Origin of the sequence: Echinicola rosea (assembly GCF_005281475.1) — a bacterium.
Lineage (GTDB): Bacteria > Bacteroidota > Bacteroidia > Cytophagales > Cyclobacteriaceae > Echinicola > Echinicola rosea.
This window is the reverse complement of record NZ_CP040106.1, coordinates 4,856,564-4,877,844: the sequence shown is the minus strand read 5'-3', so window position 1 is coordinate 4,877,844 and position 21,281 is coordinate 4,856,564. Positions and strand designations below refer to the sequence as shown.

Below are 21,281 nucleotides of genomic sequence, written 5' to 3'. Positions count from 1 at the left end.
ATTTATTTTCTGTAAGGCTGGCGTCATTCAGATGGCAAGAACTTTATTCAGGCTTATTTACGGAACTTGGGAAACTACACACAAATGCCAAGGGAAATACACAATAAGGACAACTTAGAGGTAGAAAACCGATAGTGTGTGTAGAGACAGATTGACTTGTAGTAGCGTTGAGATTTCTCTGTTTTATTTAAATCACGAGCTGACTGAAAAATGGGATTTTATCTATCAAGAAATGTTTTATATAAAATTCTATGAAGCTACCGCGGAAGGTTTATCTTATGCTCTTAAAGTCTTTGAACATTTAAGAGGCGGAAAGAATGAAAACAAGTTAGAATGGTATGATGAACTCATTAATGGATTGACAAATATTAAATCAGAATTGGGAGAAGATGAATATTCGTATATAGAGTATAGACGACATAATACGTGTCATATCTTTCAAAACCGTTATGAACATATACAAGACAACTTGAAAATTAAAAAAATTAGAAAAGACAAAGATTTACAGAAATTAAATATTGGATTAAAACAGTTGCTTATAAAACACGGAAGTGATAAAAATATTGACATTTATCTTAATACATGCCTTCAACCCAAATTGACAAGTTTATATGCTCAGTTAAATAAGATTTACAATAAAAAAGCTAGCCCAGATAAATAAAAACTGCCTATAACAACAGGTCTAAAAAATTTCGGGCGAAGTGCTTTCACTTCCATCACTTGTTATTATTAAGTTTAGTGCAGGCTCACAAAGTTTCTGCAAGTAATTCCGCAAATTCTTAAACCTGCAAACCGTTGTGGGTAATAGGCAGGACACGCTACCAAATCCATAGTTAATTGTATATTTGTTTTGGATGAAAAAATTATACGTTATAGCAGGATGTAATGGGGCTGGAAAAACAACAGCATCATATACCATTTTACCGGAAATACTGGATTGCAAAGAGTTTGTGAATGCGGATGAAATTGCAAGAGGGCTGTCCCCATTCCAACCGGAAAAAGCAGGAATTGAAGCTGGCAGATTAATGTTAAAAAGGATAAAGAATTTGTTAGAGGCAGGCGAAAGTTTTGCATTTGAAACTACACTTTCAACCAGGAGCTACGTTAAATTTATTGAAAAAGCTAAGGGGGTGGGATATCAAGTCACTTGCTTGTTTTTTTGGCTTAATTCTGAGGAATTGGCAATTTCCAGAGTTGAGACAAGGGTGAAAGAAGGTGGCCATTTTATTCCTGAGGAAGTTATCAGAAGAAGATATACTAGTGGGTTGAACAATTTTTTCAACCTTTTTCTCCCTAAGGTAGACAACTGGCTGTTTGTAAATAATTCGGGTGATAATTATGAAATTATTGCAGAAGGTGCTTTAGGGGAAGAAACCATCAATAATTCAGAAAGATGGAATGAACTAAAAGGAAAATATTATGGACAATAAAGAGCAATTAAAAGAGGAAAGAGACAGAATAGTTAAAGGGCTTGAAGAGACCTACAAAAGGCTTGTGGAATTCAAGAAACAAAAGAAAAGCCCAATGATTGTAACCAGAAATGGCAAAATTGAAGCGGTAGATCCAAATGAATTACTACCCACAACATTGTATAAGCGTAATGCGGGGTAAGTAACAAAAATTGAGCATTTTTTCTATTAATTAACTTTACGGAAGGCGGAAAGCGAATTGCTCTGAAATCCCGCACTCCGCTTATACTTTACCGTTGACAACAATTTGGAAACGATTCGTTTTTGGTGTATTTTTACATCAAAAAATAAAATTATGTCAAGACAAAGTATATCATTTACAAAACCGAATGACGAGTGGCTAAAGGCCCAAGTGGACAGTAAGGAATATTCAAGCAAAAGTGAATTGGTCAACGACTTGATCAGACAAGCCCGAAAACAACAAGTTCAAATTGATTGGATTCGAGCTAAATTGGAAAAAGCTGAAAGTAGTGGATTTACGATAGATAGTAAAGAAAGTATTTTAGCTCAATCAAAGTCTTTGTTAGGTGGCTAAATACAAATTGACTAACGAAGCCAAAGTTGATTTGATTCGGATTCACCATTACGGAGTCGAAAAATTTGGAATGACCCAAGCTGACAAATATTTCGAATCGTTTTTTGAATATTTTGACATTATTGCCGAACGACCCTTTTCCTTTGAATCTGTGGATTACATCAAAAAAGGGTATAGACGTTGTGTATGCGGAGTGGATAGTATTTACTACAGAATCAATGAAAATATTGTAGAAATAATGGCAATCGTCGGAAGACAAGACTTGAGCCAAAAATTATAACTGAATGAATCAAAAACTGTTGGCAATAACTAAGCATTCTGACGGCTGGAACAGCCTAGTCTGAATGCAGTGTTGAACGAGTGGTGATGGGAAAGGGATAATAATGGGGAAAGCTTCTTCCCCTTTTGTGTTTTTGGAGTTTTGGGCTTACAAAGCACGGTGCTTTTGAGCTTTTATGGATATTTTTAGTTGGTCACAGAATAATAAATCCAATGCTCATCCAAACGCTCTCCCTGAAAACCGGACGGTTCAAAATCCACGATCTCCGGGAAGAATTCCCCTTCTAATCCAATACCTTCAGCAAGGCGTCCACAGACCGGGAAAATTCGGAAGGGTCAAAATCCACTTTCGTGATGACCTTTAGGCCGTTGTAAAAGGTGAAAAAGAGGGTGGCGATGGCCCGGAGGTCTTTGTCCTTGGAGATTTGGTTGCGCTCCACACCAGCTGCCAGATAGTGATAGAGCATGGTCTCACAGCGCTGTTTGTTTTGGTTGATCAGCGTGGCGAATTCCGCTTCATGTGAAATGAACTCTACCGTGCAGTTGACGGCAAAACAGCCTTTTTTGTCCGTATCCGAGATGGATTCCTGAATGGCTCGTTCAAATAACCTCTTCAATCCCGTCCTTACGTCTGGGTGGGCATCCAGAAATTCCCTTTGGTGGGAGGAATTGGTGTTCGTGTAGTGGCAGAACGCTTTTTCGAACAGTTCTTTTTTACCGCCATACGTTGCGTACAGGCTGGCCCTATTGATGCCCAGAAATGCTACCAGGTCTTGGATGGAAGTGGCATAATAGCCCTTTTTCCAAAACAAGTTCATGGCTTTCTCCAGCACCTTATGCTCATCAAATGATTTATCTCTTGGCATGGTAAATTAGATTGGAACTTTACAGGTATATCCCGACAGGGATGCCCGTAAAGTTCCGATATTGGAATTTTCATTCCAAATGAAAGCCGCAAAATATCAGCTTACCAATAGGGGATTGACATTGGTACCGCCATCGATATTATATTCAGCTCCTGTAATAAAGGACGCCCTATCAGAGGCCAGGAAGGCCACCAATTCGGCGATATCCTCGGGTAGGCCATAGCGTTTGAGCGGGATACGATTTTGCATGGCGGCTGCCATGCCGTTGAGTTGGTCCTCAGGCATGCCCGTTTTACTGAAAATCGGCGTATAGATGGGGCCGGGATTTACAGCATTTACCCTGATCTTCCTCGGTGCCAGTTCGGTGGCCGCTGTTCGGGTATAGGAATTCAGTGCCGCTTTGGATGCACCATAGATTCCTGTATTGGGCATTCCTGTGTAGGCATTAATGGAGGAGAGGTTGATGATACTCCCGCCATCATTTAAGATGGGCAAGAACTTTTCGATGGTAAATACCGCTCCTTTGAGGTTGATATCCATTTGTTGGTCAAAGAGGTCTTCAGACGTGTGGCCGATCGGTGCTGGGAAAAATACACCTGCATTCACAAAAAGGATATCGATCAGGCTAAATGCCGACTTTACCTGTGTGACCGCTGCATCGATCGCCGTTAGGTTCAGGACATCGGCCGTGATCCCTGTTACGCCCAATTCGGCTGCTGCAGTCCTGACTTTCTCTTCAGATCGGCCCGTGATGATGACATTTGCACCTTCTTCTTTTAATTTTTTGGCCGTAGCATAACCAATGCCGCTGTTGCCTCCGGTGACCACAGCCACTTTTCCGTTTAAATGACTCATAAATCTTGTGTTTATTGTGTTAAAAATTTATTTAGAACGATCGTTCCATTTTGAAACCATGATACTGGAACGATAGTTCCAAAATAGTTCTGCCCATGTAAAAAAAGTTACCGCGTCACCCTCGCTTCCTCTTCCGCTACGCTCAGTGGGCTTTGGGAATATTGGGACAAGAATATCCATGTATCATCAACCTGCCACTCCAAACCATTGTATCCACAATCCTTTCAGCCTTTAAGTATTCATGTCGCTATTTATTTTGGAGCCTTCATGATCTCCTTGCCATAATGTACATCTGGTATGATGTCATTATAGTATTACTTAAAAAAAGAATGTCCCACAGCTTGCCCAGCTAAGCATGGATTTTGAGTGCAATATCTATAATAGTCTGAGAAATCCGTGAGAAACGTTGCTATTGGCAAAAAAGCGGATAATCAAAATTAACTTAATGTTCAACCAAAAATACACATGCAATGAAAGTACTTGTGATAGGAGCAAATGGACAAATAGGGCACTTGATTGTAGAAAGCCTTCAAAAGGCCGATGATTTTATACCGGTAGCCATGGTCCGAAAGGAAGAGCAGGTGGCGGCTTTAAAAGAGAGAAGTGTCGATACCGTACTGTCAGACCTGGAAGGCCCTGTAGAGGATTTGGCTAAAGCCATGGAAGGAATTGATGCGGTGGTATTTACGGCTGGGTCGGGTGGTAAGACTGGGGATGATAAGACGTTGTTGATCGACTTGGACGGAGCCGTGAAGTGCATCGAAGCGGCCGAAAAGACCGGCGTCAAGCGTTTTGTGATGATCAGTGCCCTTCAGGCAAATAATCGCGAGAACTGGAATGATTCCCTACGACCCTATTACGTGGCCAAGCACTATGCCGATCGGATGTTGGAGATGAGTTCGCTGGATTATACCATCATCCGTCCCGGAGGCCTATTGAATGAACCCGGAACAGGCAAAGTCAATGCAGGTGGACAGCTTGATCGCAGCACCATACCCCGCGCAGATGTAGCCCAAACGGTACTGGAAGTCTTGAAAACCAACCGAACCATCCAAAAGTCCTTTGACCTTGTCAGCGGTGATGATTCCATTGCGGATGCGCTTAGAAAGGTGTAAGGAAAGCAAATTTTTGTTTGGTAAAAGAGAGTACGAAGCGATCCCGTAGTTGGTAATATGGGATCGCTTCACTCCGCTGTCGCTGCGTTCGGAATGACGTTATGGTATATCGCCGGTTGTCCCTTCAGTTATACTGAGGGACGGTTAAAGTTGAGCCTGCGGCTCACTATGACTAAGAATTAGCAAAGCCCCATCATACGGCAGCTTGTCTGAAGCCAAGTAAGCTTGCTTGAACCCAAGCAGGTCTGTCTGCCGCAAGGTAAAGAAGGATAACGAATTGATCCCATGTTTGGAATACGAGATCGCGTCACTCCGCTGTTGCTGCGTTCGCGATGACGTTATGGTATATCGCCGGTTGTCCCTTCAGTTATACTGAGGGACGGTTAAAGTTGAGCCTGCGGCTCACTATGACTAAGAATTAGCAAAGCCCCATCATACGGCAGCTTGTCTGAAGCCAAGTAAGCTTGCTTGAACCCAAGCAGGTCTGTCTGCCGCAAGGTAAAGAAGGATAACGAATTGATCCCATGTTTGGAATACGAGATCCTTCACTCCGCTGTCACTGCGTTCGCGATGACGGATTAATTGTAACCGATCTTTTTTCCCGTTCCCTGGGCGTAGCCGAAATGAACGGGGAAAAGTAAAACCTACCCTCCGCATATTTCCAGTTTGTCGAGGTATTGCGTGAATCGAAAATACCTAATGATAATCTAAAAAGATAAGGTTATGTAAGTCATTATTTTTACTTTTTTGTTTTTATTAATAAATTAATTGGTGTTGTGCTATTTTTCTTATTAAATTAGGTCATGAGACCAAAATATTTATTGATGCGCTTACACCTCCAGTCTATCATGCTATTTTCAGCATTGATAGGGGCAATGATGTCCTGTCAATCACCTGATAATGGAGGAAAGCAACTCAAGGCATCTGACCAGATCAGCTATAACTTTCATGTGCGTCCCATACTTTCGGACAAGTGCTTTGCCTGTCATGGTCCGGATGCCAATAAGCGGGAATCGGGACTTAGGCTGGATACCGAAGAAGGAGCTTATGCCGCACTGAAAGACCAGCCTTCACAGCATGTGATTGTACCTGGCAAGCCATATGAATCCTTGGCTTTTTTGAAAATCACCTCAGAAGACCCTGCCGAGCAAATGCCGCCTCCATCTTCCAATCTCAAATTGGAGCCTTCTGAGGTCGCGATTATCAAGCAGTGGATTGAGCAAGGAGCAAAATACGAACCGCATTGGGCCTTTGTGCCACCCCAAAAAGCCGATCTACCCCCTGCGACTGATTGGACGAGCAATGCTATCGATCAGTTTACCTTGGCCAAAATGGCGGAGAAGGGCCTTTCGCCCAATGCAGCAGCCGATGCCCAGACACTGATCAAGCGGCTGAGCTTGGACATTACCGGTTTGCCTCCAGCTATCGACTTGATGGAGCGGTATGCAGATATGGACGAGCAGGGCTATGAGCGCCTGATCGACGAGCTATTGGCAAAAGAGTCTTATGGAGAGAAGTTGGCCGTGCTTTGGATGGATGTGTCTCGCTATTCCGATAGCTACGGCTATCAAGACGATGAATACCGCTCTCAATGGCCTTATCGGGACTGGGTGATCCATGCATTGAACGCTAATATGCCCTATGACCAGTTCATCACTTGGCAGCTTGCAGGTGATATGCTGCCCAATGCCACCAAAGAGCAGATTTTGGCCACGGCTTTTAACCGAAATCATAAATACACCGAAGAAGGCGGAGTGATCAATGAAGAATACCGGGTGGAGTATGTCCTCGACAAGACCAATACGTTTTCCAAAGGTATCTTGGGCATCACCATGGAATGTGCCCAGTGTCACGACCATAAGTACGATCCCTTTTCGCAAGAAAATTACTTTCAGTTATATGCCTTTTTTAACAATACACCCGAAAAGGGTTTTGAAGGAGATGTGGCACGGAGTGTCCCTGCCAAAACACCCATTCTGTGGATTGACCAAGACGATATAAGTGCAGGTGGGGTGCTGAGCTATCTCAATCACCAAGACACCAGCAAAGTGATGGTTTCAGTGATGGATGAGCTGGATACTTTACGAAAGACCTACATATTGGATCGGGGGGTGTATGATGCCCCCACCAAACAGGTACAGCCAAATACGCCTCCGTCGGTCATGGCCTTTGGAGAAGATTATTCGAAAGACAGGCTAGGCTTAGCAGAATGGACAACAAATCCTGAAAATCCCTTGACCGCCCGGGTGTTTGTCAATTTGCTATGGCAGGAGATATTTGGGCAGGGAATTGTGAAGTCCGCTGGGGATTTTGGCATGCAGGGAGACCTTCCTACCCATCCGGAATTGTTGGATTGGCTGGCGGTGGATTTTATGGGAAACGGTTGGGACATCAAGCGATTGCTAAAGCAAATTTATATGTCGGCGACTTATAGGCAAAGTGCTGAAATAAAAGAAAAAGCGTATTCCAAAGATCCAGAAAACCTCTATTTGGCACGGGCACCCCGACTGCGATTGACTGCCGAGAGTATCCAGGATTTGGTGCTTGCGAGCAGCGGATTGCTCAATAAGGAGATTGGAGGCCCAAGCATCAAACCTTATCAACCAGATGGGCTGTGGGAAGCGGCGACCTCCGGGAGGGGATCACTGGCCAAATATGAACAGGATAAAGGAAATGACCTTTATCGCAGGGGTTTGTACCATTTTATCAAGTTGACCGTGCCGCCGCCGAAGTCCATCATTTTTGATGCCAGCAACCGGGACCGCTGCGAAGTCACCCGTGGACGGACTAATACACCTTTGCAGGCGTTGGTGATGTTGAATGATCCCTTTGTGCTGGAAGCGTCCCGCGTTTTGGCCACAGAGATAGAACACCAAGGGATGGAAGTCCAAGAAGCAATCAACTGGGCCTTCAGGAAGGTGGTTTGCCGAGATGCCAAACCGAATGAATCAGCTTTGTTAATGGCCTATTTTGAGGAGGAAAAAGCCCGGTTTGAGGCGCAGCCTGAGCAGATAGATCTTACGCTGGAAGTGGGAGAAAAACCGCTGAAAGAAACGGCCATGACCGCCAACGCAGCCGCCATGATGCAAGTCATCGTGACCTTATATAATTTGGAAGAAACGATTACAAAAATATGATATGGAAAAGGAACTGCTAGAGCACGGACTAAATCAAAATCGGAGGAAATTCCTGTCCCAACTGAGTTTGGGCGTGGGAAGCATGGCATTGGGGTCACTGTTGATTCCCGACCTGTTTTCGGGCAAATCTTCTGCTGAAGATGAAATCATGGCGGCCTTGCCCCATTTTGCTCCAAAAGCAAAGCGGGTCATTTACCTCTTTCAAAACGGTGCTCCTAGCCAGTTGGAGTCATTTGATTACAAACCCATGCTAAAAGAGCGAATGGGGGAGGACCTGCCGGAAAGCATCCGCCAAGGCCAACGCCTCACAGGGATGACCGCTGGCCAAAGTAGTTTTCCATTAGTGGGTTCGTATTATGGTTTTCAGCAGTATGGAGAAGCGCGGGCCTGGGTGAGCGATCTTTTTCCCCACACTGCAAAAGTGGTGGATGACATCTGCATTGTAAAATCCATGCATACAGAAGCCATCAACCATGATCCTGCCCTGACATTTTTCCAGACAGGAGCGCAAGTGGGCAATCGACCCAGTATGGGATCCTGGATGAGTTATGGACTGGGAAGTGAAAACAACAACCTCCCGGCATTTTGCGTGCTGCTCAGCAGAGGAAAAGGCAACGGCCAAGGTGTCTATTCCAAGCTTTGGTCCAATGGCTTCCTTGATGCCGTCCACCAAGGTGTGCAGTTTTCCAATTCGGAAGATCCGGTACTGTACCTTGGCGATCCTGATGGCATGAAAAGAACCGACAGAAGGCGCATGCTTGACCAGATCGCTGCTCTGAATCATATGAATTTTGAGCAGTTTGGTGATCCTGAGATCCAAGCGAAGATCCAGCAATATGAAATGGCCTTCAGGATGCAAACGGCCGTGCCGGAAGTAACTGATGTGTCCAAAGAACCCGACAGCATCATCAAGCTATATGGCCCAGAATGCTTGGTTCCCGGTACGTATGCTGCCAACTGCCTGCTGGCCAGAAAACTTTCCGAAAATGGTGTGCGCTTCGTACAGCTTTACCATCAGGGCTGGGACCAACATGGCAATTTGCCCAATGAAATGGCCGGTCAGGCCAAAGACGTCGATCAGGCCTCAGCTGCTTTGATCACCGATTTGAAACAGCGGGGATTGTTGGACGAAACCTTGGTGATTTGGGGAGGAGAGTTCGGTCGGACCAATTACTGTCAAGGAAAGATGTCTGCCGATAACTATGGCAGGGATCATCATCCACGTGCATTTTCCATTTGGATGGCCGGTGGTGGTGTGAAGTCGGGGATGGTGTATGGTGAAACGGATGATTTTGGCTACAACATCACCAAAGACCCTGTACATGTTCACGATTTCCAGGCGACCGTCATGCATTTGATGGGGATAGATCACGAGCGCCTCACCTATAAGCACCTTGGCAGAAGGTACCGTCTGACCGATGTGCATGGCAAGGTGGTGAAGGATATTTTGGTATGAGCCATTGAGATATGAGACTTGAGATATAAGACAAATCCTCCCCGCCACGGCGGGGAGGTCAGGTGGGGTTATTTTGGAGCAGAGAGAAACACAATAGGATTTTAGTAAATGACGAGCGATTACAATAATTGATAATGAAAACTAATATTAATCCTGTCAACACTAATCAGGGAAGTGCAAAAGGCTGTTCGGGGGGTAATCAGATGCTGCAAATAAGACGAAATAAACATTCATGAACATAAAAAGTAAGCTCCGGGGCTGGATCGAAAATGCGTTGATCGTTTTCACTGGCTTTATTCTCATTTTCTTTTTGGCTGGTGATCGGTTGATGGTACCGGCCTTGCTGCAGGTGCTAGGGAGGAGCCACCCTTTGGTACTGCATTTTCCAATCGTGCTGATGCTAGTGGCTTTGGCGTTTATGCTTGTGCCGGGGATCATGCCGGAAGCCTATCAGAGAAAGATTACGAAATGGGCGCTGTTGTTTGCGGTGTTTTTTGCAGGAATAGCGGTGCTCAGTGGCTGGGTGCTTAGCCAGGAAGAAGGCTATGAAGGGGACAATTTGACCTTGCACAAATGGCTGGGGGTAGCGGTTTATTTTTTGGGGATACTGATGTACTTTACGATGGACCAGTGGCCAAAAACTGTCAAGCCAATTGGCTTGATAATGCTCTTTCTGTTGATTGGAGCAGGACATTTGGGAGCTGACCTGACCCATGGAAGCGACTTCCTGATGGCTCCTCTTCGGACGGAAGAAGCCGCCCAGGTGAGCTTGGAAGATGCCGAAGTGTTCCAGCATTTGGTAAAACCCATTTTAGAGCAGAAATGTGTCAATTGTCACCAGGCCAGCAAAAGTAAAGGGGAGCTGAGGCTGGATGAAGTGGCATTCATCCGTAAAGGTGGGGAATCAGGGACCTTATTTGATAGCACCAATTGGGAAAAGTCCTTACTGGTCCACCGCCTCATGTTGCCCAAGGAAGAAAAGAAACACATGCCTCCGAAAGGCAAGGCACAGCTCACTCCGGAGGAATTGGAAATATTACGGTTATGGGTAAAAGGTGGAGCGAGTTTTAGTCAAAAAGTAATGGAAGGGGGAGAGGAAAATCCACTTTATGAACTGGCCAGCTTGCAGCTGAAAAAGGAAAATCCCTATGATTTTCCCGAGGCGGATCCCAAAGAAATAGCCGAATTGAACAACCATTATAGATTGGTAGCACCCTTATTTCCAGGCGCTGCAGCCTTAGAGGTATCTTATTTTGGTGCAAAAGCCTTTGATCCTGAATCGCTGAGTGAGCTAGCGGCCATCAGCCAGCAAGTCGTGAGCATCAATTTAAATCAAATGCCACTGGAAGATGTTCCGCTGTCGTGGCTAGCAGATTTTGAGCAGTTGGAAGATCTCAAACTTAATTTCTCAGGTGTCAATGCTGAGCAGCTGGAAGTACTAAAGGTTTTGCCCAGTTTAAAACGGTTATCCATTGCCGGGAATTCCCTGGAACCGACTGTTTTTGAAGTGTTTAAAGGTATTGCTTCTTTGGAGTTGGTGAATCTTTGGAATACAGGATTGGGTGACAAGGATGCAGCGGCTTATCAGGAGAAGTTGGCAGGAGTGACCTTCGAATGGGGATTTGTAGGAGATGGGGTCGTATATCAGTTGAACCCACCGGAAGTAGTTCTCGACAAGCCGATTGCCAAAGGACCACAACAAATCATTCTGAAGCATCCTATTGGTTCGGTGGAGTTACGGTATACCTTGGATGGTTCGGAGCCGGACAGTGCTTCGAGTCCCCTTTATGAAGGCCCCATCACCATGAGCCAAACGGGACAGCTCAAGGCTATTGCCCTGGCAGAAGGTTGGAAGAGCAGTGAGCCCGCTTTAGGGACTTTTTATAGTGTAGGGGTACTTCCCAATGAGGCGCACTTGAAAAACCTTCCTGCAAAACAGTATGCTGGAAATGGTAAGGAAACACTATTTGACCTGAAAAAAGGTGGAGAAACCTACACCTCCGGAGGCTGGTTGGGTTTCAAGGACGAACCATTCGATCTGACCATGGAGTTTGATGGGGATAAGGTAAATCAGTTGGCAGTCAGTTTATTGTATCAAGAGGGAGCTTATATTTTCCCGCCTGCTAAAGTGATAGTATCGGCTGTTCGTGAAGGAAAAAATAGTTGGGAGACCGTATATACAGAAACTCCATCCATTCCTTCGAAACTTGATAAAAGCAGAATGGACCAAAAAATATTTCCTATGCCTGCAGGAAACTACCAAAAAATCAGGCTGCAGCTTATCCCCTTGAACAAACTACCTCCATGGCACCGTGGAGCAGGAGACAAGGCTTGGGTATTTGTGGATGAGGTGGTGCTGGACTAGTGTCAAGTCAACGCTTAAATGACGGGTAAGACGGTAGCGGATTTTGGACGAGATCAAGGCGCAAAAAACGCCCCTAGCCGCAGCTAAGGAAGTCTTTTTGCAACGTAGGGATCGGCCAAAAGACACACCGGATTACACGTAGGTTTAGGCCTGCCTGCCGGCAAAGGCAGGTTTGACTTGACACTAGGTTAATGATGAGGTTAAATTATTACTTATAAAAAAATATGGATTTGAAATAAAAATGTATTATTTTGTTTCGTATTTAATTTGTTTGTAAATGAAATAGTATGCTTTGTCTTTCGAATGAAAGGAGGGATTTCTTTTTAGCAGTTGCCGATGGTGATGAAGAAGCCTTCCGCGTCTTATTTGAATTGTACCATAATAGAGTCTATCACTTTGCGAAGACTTATTTAAAAGACAAGGCACTTTCGGAAGATCTGGTACAAGAAATTTTCATTAAAATCTGGCAAGAAAAGGGGAAACTAAAAGAGGTAGATAATTTTGATAGTTATCTTTTTACAATGGTCAAGAGAAAATCCATTGACGTACTTCGAAAGGTAGCAAGGGATAAAAAATTGGCTGAGACTATTAAAATGAATTTGACACCTACTTTCAATCCCCATATGGAAGATGATAATACAGGATATCTGTCCAAAATAAAGGAAAACCTATCTGCCCAGCAGCGGTTGGTATTTGATCTGAGTAGAAATCAGGGACTCACTTACGAGGATATAGCTTTCAAGTTAAATATATCCAAAAACACTGTTCGAAATCACATGGTGGAAGCACTTAAAGTGTTGAAAAAAGCCTTGAAAAGGAATTTGTATTTGTTCTGATTTGGTCAGTGTAACATTGTGGATCCATGGTTTTTGCATAACCAATCCATTCACCTGTTTTTTGCTTAGCCTGAAAAGTGGCTTTTGGATTTTTGGATTTTGCCATTATTATTTTGGCAGGAAAGAGCGGACTTAATTTTTTTTAAAATAAATGGACAGGTCACTAGTCCTCTTGTCGGTTGAGAGTCGTCCTACCTAAAAAGTAACCAGTAAAAAGTTGAATAAGAAAGAACGGTTTTTATCCTTATGGAATAGATATGTAATTGGTGAGTGCTCTCCAGATGAGTTAGACGAATTGTTTGAATCATTGGAAGATCCTGAAATTTCGGAATTGATAGGGAAGGATATGTCAGAGACTTGGAACCAGGAGGGGGTATCCAAGCCGCCTTATGATACCGCAGTACTTTTAGAGAAAATCAATCAAACCAAAACAAGTCATCTGAGGGTAACGAAGAGAAAAAGGAATAAGCAATGGAAGTTGTGGAGCAGTATTGCCGCTATTTTGGTGTTGTCATTATTGGGAGGCGGTTGGTTCTGGAATGACATCAACCAAGAAGAACAGGAGAAATGGCAATACAGGCGTGCTGAAATAGGAGAGGTAGTGCCGGTGGTTTTGCCAGATGGAAGTAAGGTATGGCTTAATGCTGCTTCCGAGATAAGGTATTTGGAAACTTTTTCCATAAGAAATGTGGAGGTAATAGGTGAGGCCTATTTTGAGGTAGAAGAAGATAAGGGCCGTCCATTTACTGTCAAGACTGGAAGCGTTACGACACGTGTTTTGGGTACCTCATTCAACGTTAGAGCCTATCAAGAGGACCATAATATACAGGTAACAGTGAAGACTGGAAAAGTAGGCGTGGGGAAAAGACAGGAAGGAATGGCGACAATCACACCAAATCAGCAGATTTCATATAGTTTGGAAAATGATGCATTTGCATTTAGTGAAGTGGATGCCTCATCATTATGTTCTTGGCGAAATGGAGATTTGATATTCGAAAATTCCACCTTTCAGGATGCTGTAGTCATTTTAGAAAAGCACTTTGGTAAGCTATTCAAATTTGAAAATGAACGACTGAAAACCTGTCGGTTTACATCCAAGTTCTCTGGACAAGAATCCCTGGATCATATACTTGAAGTCCTCTCAAAGCTGAATGGAGTTACTTATAGAGTAGAGGACGGTACCGTGTATTTTGATGGGAAAAAGTGTCTTTAAGTTTAAAAATAACCGAAAATTAAATAAAAAAGCTGCCCCGGATGCCGCCGGGACAGCTGACTCCAAATGGAGTTGAATTTGTCAATTTTATTATTAACAAAACCTACCTAAAATTATGAAATTAACTTTACATGGGACGAATTATGTACCCGAAATGGACCAACGCGACAGTGTTTGGCCAGTTTCAAGCAGGCAGATTTGGACATTTTGGATGTTGCTGACGCTTTCGGTATTCATCACCGATACTGTAAAAGCGAGTAATCAAATTCCAGGACTGAATGATGTGTTTATAACCATAGAACTGGAGGATGAACCACTGATAGCGGCTTTTAAAAAAATAGAAGACAATACCCCTTATCGATTTTCTTACAAATTGGAATATGTAAAAGAATACAATAAGGTCAGTATTTCTACAGAAAGGAGAACACTCAAGAAGACCTTGGATCTTCTATTGGAAAACACCGATTTGCAGTATCAGAAGATAGATAACAGTATTGTGATTACCCCCAAAATAAAAACGACTACATCAAAGGAACAGAGGCCCACGTCACCGGATGATGCAGCGATAATGGTGAGGGGGAAAGTAACTTCACCAGCAGAACCTGCAGGAGTTCCAGGGGTCAATGTACGCATAATCGGCACCCAAAAAGGTACCGTCACGGACATTGACGGAGGCTATCAGATAGAAGTAGAAGATGAAGATGCTGTGCTGGAGTTTTCGTTTATAGGCTATGAAACAGCGCGTGAAACCGTGGGAAACAGAACAGAGATCAATGTCGTCATGCAAGAAATCCTAAGTGGACTGAACGAGGTAGTAGTGGTGGGATATGGTGTGCAAAAAAAGAGTGACCTCACTGGGGCGGTAGTGTCTTTGAGCGAGGATAATTTTACCCAAGGAGCCAATTCCAATGCCCTGCAATTGCTCAATGGTAGAGCAGCAGGTGTCAATATCAGCCAACCAAATTCGGCTCCCGGCGCCCAAACAAAAATCCAGATAAGAGGTGCTGGATCAATCAACGGAGATAACGATGCGCTGATCGTAATGGATGGTCTCCCAGGAATCAATCCGTCAGACCTGTCACCAGATGATATCGCTTCTATTGAAGTGCTCAAGGATGCATCCTCTGCTGCCATCTATGGTACTAGGGCTGCAAATGGAGTGGTGCTCATCACTACCAAGAGTGGCAAAAAAGGCGAGCCTGTTTTAAAATATAACGCCTATTATGGTACGCAGTCGGTAGCCAAAAGAATAGATGTCCTGAACGGTCGACAATACATGGAGACATTAAATGCCATTCGTGAAGAAGGTGGGGGAGACCCGATCTATACACAAGATGAAATCGCTCAAATGGGAGCGGGAACCAACTGGCAGGATGTGATTTTCAATGATCGCGCACCAGTGCAAAACCACCAAATCAGCATGTCAGGAGGTTCTGAGAAAAGCACCTATTATGCTGGATTAAACTACTTTAACCAAGAGGGGTTAGTGAAAAACTCCAACTTTAAAAAGTTGAACTTACGAACCAACTTGGACTTTAGGCCAAAGGAGTTTTTGAGGTTCAAGTTCAATATCAACTATACTAGATCGACTCAAAATGCCATTCTATTTTCAAATGCTGCAAATGAAGCAGCAGGGCCAATCAATTCTTCCATCCAGTTTGATCCTACTTTACCAGCAGGACTGGATGGAAGTGGCCGGTATTACCTGAATGATTTTATCGCATTGGACAATCCACAGGCACTGATCAATGGTGTAACACAGGAAAACCTTGATAGCCGGTTTTATGGAACATTTACTACAGAATTTGAGCCCATAAAAGGCTTGGTAGGATCGGTACGATTAGGAGGGACAAATGCCACTGGAATGACTTCCAATTACCGGGATCGGTCCACATTAAATGGCCGGAGCAATGGAGGGATTGGATCTAGAAATTCATCCGATTATGTGCAATGGCTGGCCGAGTTTCTGGTGAAATATGATAAGCAATTCAATGAAGACCATCATTTGAACGTAATGGTAGGAGCTACTTTTGAGGAGTTTCTAACGGTTGGAGTCAATGCCAGTTCCAGGGATTTCTTATCCGATGTGACCTATGCTGATTTACTCCAAAGTGGAGATGGGGATAATGGTGATGATGTAAGTTCGTCCAGAAACAGAAACCGTCTCAATGGCTTTTTGGGACGTGTAAATTATGATTTGAAAGGTAAATATTTGTTTACAGCTTCCATCAGGGCAGATGGTACATCCAGGTTTTCTGACACTAATAAGTACGGAATATTCCCTTCAGGAGCTTTTGCTTGGAGGATTACTGACGAACCCTTCTTTAAGCCAATAGCCAATACCATGAGTACGGCAAAGTTGCGACTTGGCTATGGACAACTGGGAAACCAGGGAGTACCCAATTTCAGTACCATCCAAACGTTGGTAGCTGGTGGAAGTGCCGTGTTTGGAGACGCTATTTATCAAGGAGTAGTGCCAGCTCGATTGCCCAATCCAAACCTGAAATGGGAAACGACCGAAGAGATCAATTTTGGACTTGACTTTGGCTTTGCCAATGACCGGATATACGGATCCATTGATTACTATATCCGAACGACCAAAGATCAGATTTTCAGTAAGCCCATTCCGTCAGTAGTAGGCTTTTCCAATATTTTGGTCAACTTCGGTTCTGCCAAAAATTCAGGGATAGATTTTATGCTGAATTCAGTCAATATCCAAAACAATGATTTCAAATGGAGTTCAACACTTAATTTTTCACTGTTGAAGAATGAGGTGACGGAGTTGCCTGATTTTATTCCTGAAATTATTTCGGGTAATATAGGAACCTTCATCAATAACTTTTTACTGGTTCGTGAAGGAGTGGCAATGCGCTCATTTTACGGTTTTGAGACGGAAGGAATTTTTCAGTTAGATGATGATATAGAAAATTCTGCTCAGCCAAATGCAGCTCCTGGACACATAAAGTTCAAGGACCAAAACAATGATGGGGCGATAGATTTAGAGGATAGGGTAATATTGGGGGATCCTTTTCCTGACTTTACTTTAGGGTTTAGCAATACCTTGAACTATAAAAACTGGTCATTGGATGTTTTTATGCAATGGGTAAACGGGATACAAACCTTGGATGCCAATGTGACCGAATCGCTATATCCAACAAACGAATATCGAAACCGGATCTCCGAATACCTGCTAAACAGATGGACACCAGAAAACCCCACTAATGAATACCCAAGCGGGGTAAATCCTACAGCGTACGGAGGGGACTTTGTGATCAATTCGATGACGGTAAAAGATGCATCGTTTTTCCGACTGAAGACGGTAACATTGGGGTATAATTTTCCGCTCAAAGGAAACAAGGTGTTTAGCAATGTTAATGCTTATGTGGCTGGGGACAATTTATTGACCATTACCGATTTTGAAGGGTTTGACCCAGATGCCAGTGCCTCGGGAGCAAGTAATGTTTCCAAGGTGAGTTATAATAGCTACCCGCTCAGCAGAACAGTACGGTTTGGAGTGAATGTAACCTTTTAAAAAAACGCAACTAATGAAAACGCTAAATAGAATATATATCAATCGAATCATAGCACTTATATTGCTTGCGGGCTTTACAGGGTGCATGGGATTTTTGGAAGAAGAAGTCTATACCCAATATGATCCTGATAGCTTCCTTCAGGATCCATCAGGGGTGGATGCACTGCTTACCGGTGCTTATGCTAGGTCGAGGATTATCTCCTATGATCATCGAAATTATACCTATTTGCTCAATGAGTTTTGTACGGATGTCTCATTCGAAACTGGCGGAGGACTAGAAGCAGTGGCGGCTCCGTTTATACAGTTTTCTTGGCCGGTAAACAATGGCATCCTAAATGGCCAATGGAACAAAATGTACGCAGCCATAGCCAGTGCCAATACGGTACTGATCGTGGCCAATGACCTGACGGACTTACCTGAGGAGGAATTGAATGCCATTATCGGAGAAGCCAGGTTTATTCGTGCATCGGCATATTATTATCTCTACAACCTATTTGGTCCTACACCGATTATCGAAATTCCCGAAGGTGCCAGCCCAGAAGAGATTGAGGAAATCGGCCAAAGCACTCCGAGGGCTACTAAAGAAGAGTTTTTTGAGTATGTAGTGGCTGATTTGGAATTTGCAGCAGCTAACTTGCCTACCGAAGAAACCTTGATAGGTAGGGCCACCAAAGGAGCCGCACTAGGATACCTGATGAAGTTGTACCTAAACGATAAAAACTGGGAGATGGCAGCCGCTATCGCTCAGGAAGTGATTGACTTGGGTTATTATGCGTTGTATGATGATTATGAAGAATTATTCTCTGTAGATGGAGAACAAAACAAAGAATATATTTTCAGGGCTCCATGCCTACCACAGTCGGGTTACCAAAACAATTACATGGCGCATGCATTTCCTCCTGGATATCCTGTTTTGGACTCTTGGGCCAATTATGGTGCGCAGTTCAGGACCTACACCGCTTTCTACAAAACCTTTGGTGAAGAAGACCTAAGGAGGGATCTTTTCGTGACGGAATATACCAACATTTCCGGTGATCCCGTAGAGCTTGTTGAGCGAGAGGACGGGACAGCTTTGGACAATGTAAGGAGTTTTAAGTATTGGCCGGATCCGGATGCCATAGGAGAATCCCATGGAAACGATATTGTGTATATCCGGTATGCAGATGTGCTTTTGTCAAGGGCAGAAGCGTTAAATGAGGTTAATGGGCCAAACCAAGAAAGCATCAACCTGATCAATGAAATTCGTAACCGTGTAAATGCCGGGGAAATTTCACTGTCAGATTTTCCTTCCAAAGAGGCTTTGAGGGATTTTATTCTTGAAGAAAGAGGTAGGGAATTTTACAGCGAAGGGCTGAGAAGAGAGGATTTGATCCGTCATGACAAGTTTATTTTAAGTGCCCAAGGTAGAGGTTATGATGCCAAACCACACCAAGTTCTCTATCCCATTCCACTACAGCAAATAGATACCAATCCAAACTTAGAACAAAACCCTGGCTACTAAATAATCAGTCAAAGGTGGGCATATGCCCCACCTTTGACTATAAAATACTATGAAGAACTTAATTATTGTTATCGTATTGCTGATGGTCGGATCGTCATGTTCCAAACAATCAGCTACAACTGAGGAAACAGGAGCTAGCGATTCCCTTCCCAATATCGTTTTGATTCATGTCGATGACCTAGGCTGGACGGATGTGGGAGCGTTTGGGAGTGATTTTTACGATACCCCACATATCGATGCACTGGCACGTGAGGGTCTGAGATTTACCAATTCGTATGCTGCTGCAGCCATTTGTTCGCCTACTAGGGCGGCGATGATGACTGGTAAATACCCTTCGAGGACAGGTATTACGGACTGGATCAGGGCTAGGTTTCAAGGAGGAATCATACCACCGAATGGCCAAAATCCCCAAGGCTATGATGAAAATGGCGATAAACCCTTGAAAACACCCAAAAACTACCTTTACATGCCATTGTCAGAAGTGACCGTTGCGGAGCTTTTAAAAGAGAGAGGATATAGGACAGCCCATATTGGTAAGTGGCATTTGGGACCTGATGAATACTTTCCTGAACATCAAGGGTTCGATGTGAACATAGGAGGCTGTGATTTAGGACAACCGCCGAGTTACTTTGATCCCTATAAGCCATTTAATGGAAATGAGGAATATAACATTCCAAATTTGGCTCCGAGAAAAGAAGGGGAGTACCTTACAGACAGGGAAGGAGACGAGGTAGTAGGTTTTATCCAAGAGAATAAAGACAAGCCATTTTTTGTGCAGTGGGCCAGTTATACTGTGCACACGCCATTGATGGGAAAAGCAGATTTGGTCAGTGATTATGAATCCAAAGAGCCAGGAGATCAGCAAAACCCTGTTTATGCAGCCATGGTCAAAAGCCTCGACGAAAATGTGGGAAAAGTAGTGGCGACCTTGGATAGTTTAGGGATCAGTGGAAACACACTAGTGATTTTCACTTCTGACAATGGAGGGCTTATGGGTAATCCATCCCACCTTATCACCAATAATACACCGCTGAGGTCCCAAAAAGGATACCCCTACGAAGGAGGGATAAGGGTGCCCACCATCATGAGGTGGCCAGGTAAAATACCCCAAGGAAAAGAAACGGCATCCCCTATGATTACCATGGATATTATTCCTACGATTCTAAATTATGTGGATGGTGAAGTGGCTGAAGATAACTGGGATGGTGTAAATTTGGTTGAAATGATAAACAATCCAGAGAAAACGTACAGCAGAGACCTTTATTGGCACTTTCCCCATTATCGCGGAAAGGACGTGGTACCTTATTCAATTGTCCGATCAGGAGATTTTAAACTTATTCATTATTATGATGGTAAATCGGATGAATTATATAATCTTTCTGAAGATCTATCTGAAAAGCATAATCTTATTGCCCAGCAAAAGAAGCGGGTGGAAAAAATGACCAATATGCTCCAAAACTGGCTGGAAAATACTCAGGCTAAAATGCCTGTTAAAAAATAATAAAAAGTCGTCATATATATTTGTATAGGCCATCCCCTCTTCTATAAAGCGCTAGAGGAGATGGCCTGTTTTTAAAATAGCCGTTAGTTCAGCCCCACCGTCCCCAGTGGCTCAAAGTCCAGGGAAACGGAATTCATGCAAAACCGCTTGTGGGTAGGAGGAGGACCATCGTTAAAGATGTGTCCCAAATGGGAATCACATCGGCCGCAAAGCACTTCTATCCGGTTCATGCCATGGGAGTTGTCTTCTTTATAGATCACGCTGTTTTTTCGTACAGCTTCGAAGAAGCTTGGCCAACCGCAGTCACTTTCAAATTTGGCTTCAGAGAGAAACAGTTTGTTGCCGCAGACAGCGCAGTAGTACGTGCCTTTGGTATCACTGTCCCAATATTGGCCCGTAAAAGCCCTTTCTGTAGCCGCTTCCCTTGCCACTGCGTAAAGGAATGGCGGCAGGATTTTTTTCCATTCCTCGTCCGAAACATCCAGAGAAGTGGTGTCTGTCCGGGAGTAGTAGGGGTTGTCAGCTTTCTCTTTATGGGTGCCTTGGGTTTGATTGCTTTGCCCTTTGCTACAGCCAATAATGGTTGTCAGTAGGACACCGATCATCAGTATTCGTTTCATA

Annotated in this window: 17 protein-coding genes; 14 read left to right on the top strand and 3 right to left on the bottom strand. The window is 43.8% G+C overall.

Annotated features, from left to right (window positions below):
- The first annotated feature begins 136 nt into the window (after window positions 1–136).
- From FDP09_RS19035 to FDP09_RS19015, 5 genes are all read left to right on the top strand, one after another.
- Window positions 137–661 carry a hypothetical protein gene (locus tag FDP09_RS19035; RefSeq protein ID WP_137404172.1) on the top strand — a complete coding sequence of 175 codons (525 nt, stop codon included), beginning with the start codon at window positions 137–139 and terminating at the stop codon, window positions 659–661.
- 193 nt (window positions 662–854) lie between these two features.
- Window positions 855–1,430 carry a zeta toxin family protein gene (locus FDP09_RS19030; protein WP_137404171.1) on the top strand — a complete coding sequence of 192 codons (576 nt, stop codon included), beginning with the start codon at window positions 855–857 and terminating at the stop codon, window positions 1,428–1,430.
- Window positions 1,420–1,611, top strand: coding sequence for a hypothetical protein (locus FDP09_RS19025; RefSeq protein ID WP_137404170.1), 192 nt, complete (start codon window positions 1,420–1,422; stop codon window positions 1,609–1,611). Before FDP09_RS19030 ends, FDP09_RS19025 begins: the two co-directional genes overlap by 11 nt.
- A gap of 153 nt (window positions 1,612–1,764) precedes the next feature.
- Window positions 1,765–2,004, top strand: coding sequence for a ribbon-helix-helix domain-containing protein (locus FDP09_RS19020; protein WP_137404169.1), 240 nt, complete (start codon window positions 1,765–1,767; stop codon window positions 2,002–2,004).
- The gene (locus tag FDP09_RS19015) at window positions 1,997–2,284 is read left to right on the top strand and encodes a type II toxin-antitoxin system RelE/ParE family toxin (RefSeq protein ID WP_137404168.1); all 288 of its coding nucleotides are present in this window, start codon (window positions 1,997–1,999) and stop codon (window positions 2,282–2,284) included. Before FDP09_RS19020 ends, FDP09_RS19015 begins: the two co-directional genes overlap by 8 nt.
- Window positions 2,285–2,567: 283 nt before the next feature.
- On the opposite strand, the gene FDP09_RS19010 is transcribed toward FDP09_RS19015, so the two are convergent.
- Together FDP09_RS19010 and FDP09_RS19005 are read right to left on the bottom strand one after the other, a co-directional pair.
- Window positions 2,568–3,149, bottom strand: a complete 582-nt coding sequence (locus FDP09_RS19010; protein WP_137404167.1) for a TetR/AcrR family transcriptional regulator — start codon at window positions 3,147–3,149, stop codon at window positions 2,568–2,570.
- 96 nt (window positions 3,150–3,245) lie between these two features.
- Entirely contained in the window at window positions 3,246–4,004 is a 759-nt protein-coding gene (locus FDP09_RS19005; RefSeq protein WP_137404166.1) for an SDR family NAD(P)-dependent oxidoreductase, read from the bottom strand.
- Window positions 4,005–4,474: 470 nt separating this feature from the next.
- On the opposite strand from FDP09_RS19005, the gene FDP09_RS19000 reads away from it, so the two are divergent.
- The 9 genes from FDP09_RS19000 to FDP09_RS18960 all read left to right on the top strand — a co-directional run bounded on the left by FDP09_RS19000 (window position 4,475) and on the right by FDP09_RS18960 (window position 20,660).
- A complete protein-coding gene (locus FDP09_RS19000) occupies window positions 4,475–5,119 on the top strand; it encodes an SDR family oxidoreductase (RefSeq protein ID WP_137404165.1) in 645 nt (214 codons plus the stop codon).
- A gap of 824 nt (window positions 5,120–5,943) precedes the next feature.
- A complete protein-coding gene (locus tag FDP09_RS18995) occupies window positions 5,944–8,256 on the top strand; it encodes a PSD1 and planctomycete cytochrome C domain-containing protein (RefSeq protein ID WP_394343998.1) in 2,313 nt (770 codons plus the stop codon).
- Between the two features lies 1 nt (window position 8,257).
- Window positions 8,258–9,712 (top strand): DUF1501 domain-containing protein, encoded by a 1,455-nt coding sequence (locus tag FDP09_RS18990; RefSeq protein WP_137404164.1) that lies wholly within the window; start codon window positions 8,258–8,260, stop codon window positions 9,710–9,712.
- A gap of 232 nt (window positions 9,713–9,944) precedes the next feature.
- Window positions 9,945–12,077: a chitobiase/beta-hexosaminidase C-terminal domain-containing protein gene (locus FDP09_RS18985; protein WP_137404163.1), complete on the top strand. Its 2,133-nt coding sequence runs from the start codon at window positions 9,945–9,947 to the stop codon at window positions 12,075–12,077.
- A 287-nt stretch (window positions 12,078–12,364) separates the two neighbouring features.
- A complete protein-coding gene (locus FDP09_RS18980) occupies window positions 12,365–12,913 on the top strand; it encodes an RNA polymerase sigma-70 factor (protein WP_137404162.1) in 549 nt (182 codons plus the stop codon).
- A 217-nt stretch (window positions 12,914–13,130) separates the two neighbouring features.
- Window positions 13,131–14,126, top strand: a complete 996-nt coding sequence (locus tag FDP09_RS18975) for a FecR family protein (RefSeq protein ID WP_137404161.1) — start codon at window positions 13,131–13,133, stop codon at window positions 14,124–14,126.
- Between the two features lie 115 nt (window positions 14,127–14,241).
- Entirely contained in the window at window positions 14,242–17,658 is a 3,417-nt protein-coding gene (locus FDP09_RS18970) for a SusC/RagA family TonB-linked outer membrane protein (RefSeq protein ID WP_229683464.1), read from the top strand.
- A gap of 13 nt (window positions 17,659–17,671) precedes the next feature.
- The gene (locus tag FDP09_RS18965; protein ID WP_137404160.1) at window positions 17,672–19,159 is read left to right on the top strand and encodes a RagB/SusD family nutrient uptake outer membrane protein; all 1,488 of its coding nucleotides are present in this window, start codon (window positions 17,672–17,674) and stop codon (window positions 19,157–19,159) included.
- Between the two features lie 49 nt (window positions 19,160–19,208).
- Window positions 19,209–20,660 carry a sulfatase gene (locus tag FDP09_RS18960; RefSeq protein WP_137404159.1) on the top strand — a complete coding sequence of 484 codons (1,452 nt, stop codon included), beginning with the start codon at window positions 19,209–19,211 and terminating at the stop codon, window positions 20,658–20,660.
- 83 nt (window positions 20,661–20,743) lie between these two features.
- Here the strand turns inward: FDP09_RS18960 and msrB are convergent, their stop codons facing one another.
- The gene (msrB, locus tag FDP09_RS18955) at window positions 20,744–21,280 is read right to left on the bottom strand and encodes a peptide-methionine (R)-S-oxide reductase MsrB (RefSeq protein WP_137404158.1); all 537 of its coding nucleotides are present in this window, start codon (window positions 21,278–21,280) and stop codon (window positions 20,744–20,746) included.
- Between the last annotated feature and the right edge of the window lies 1 nt (window position 21,281).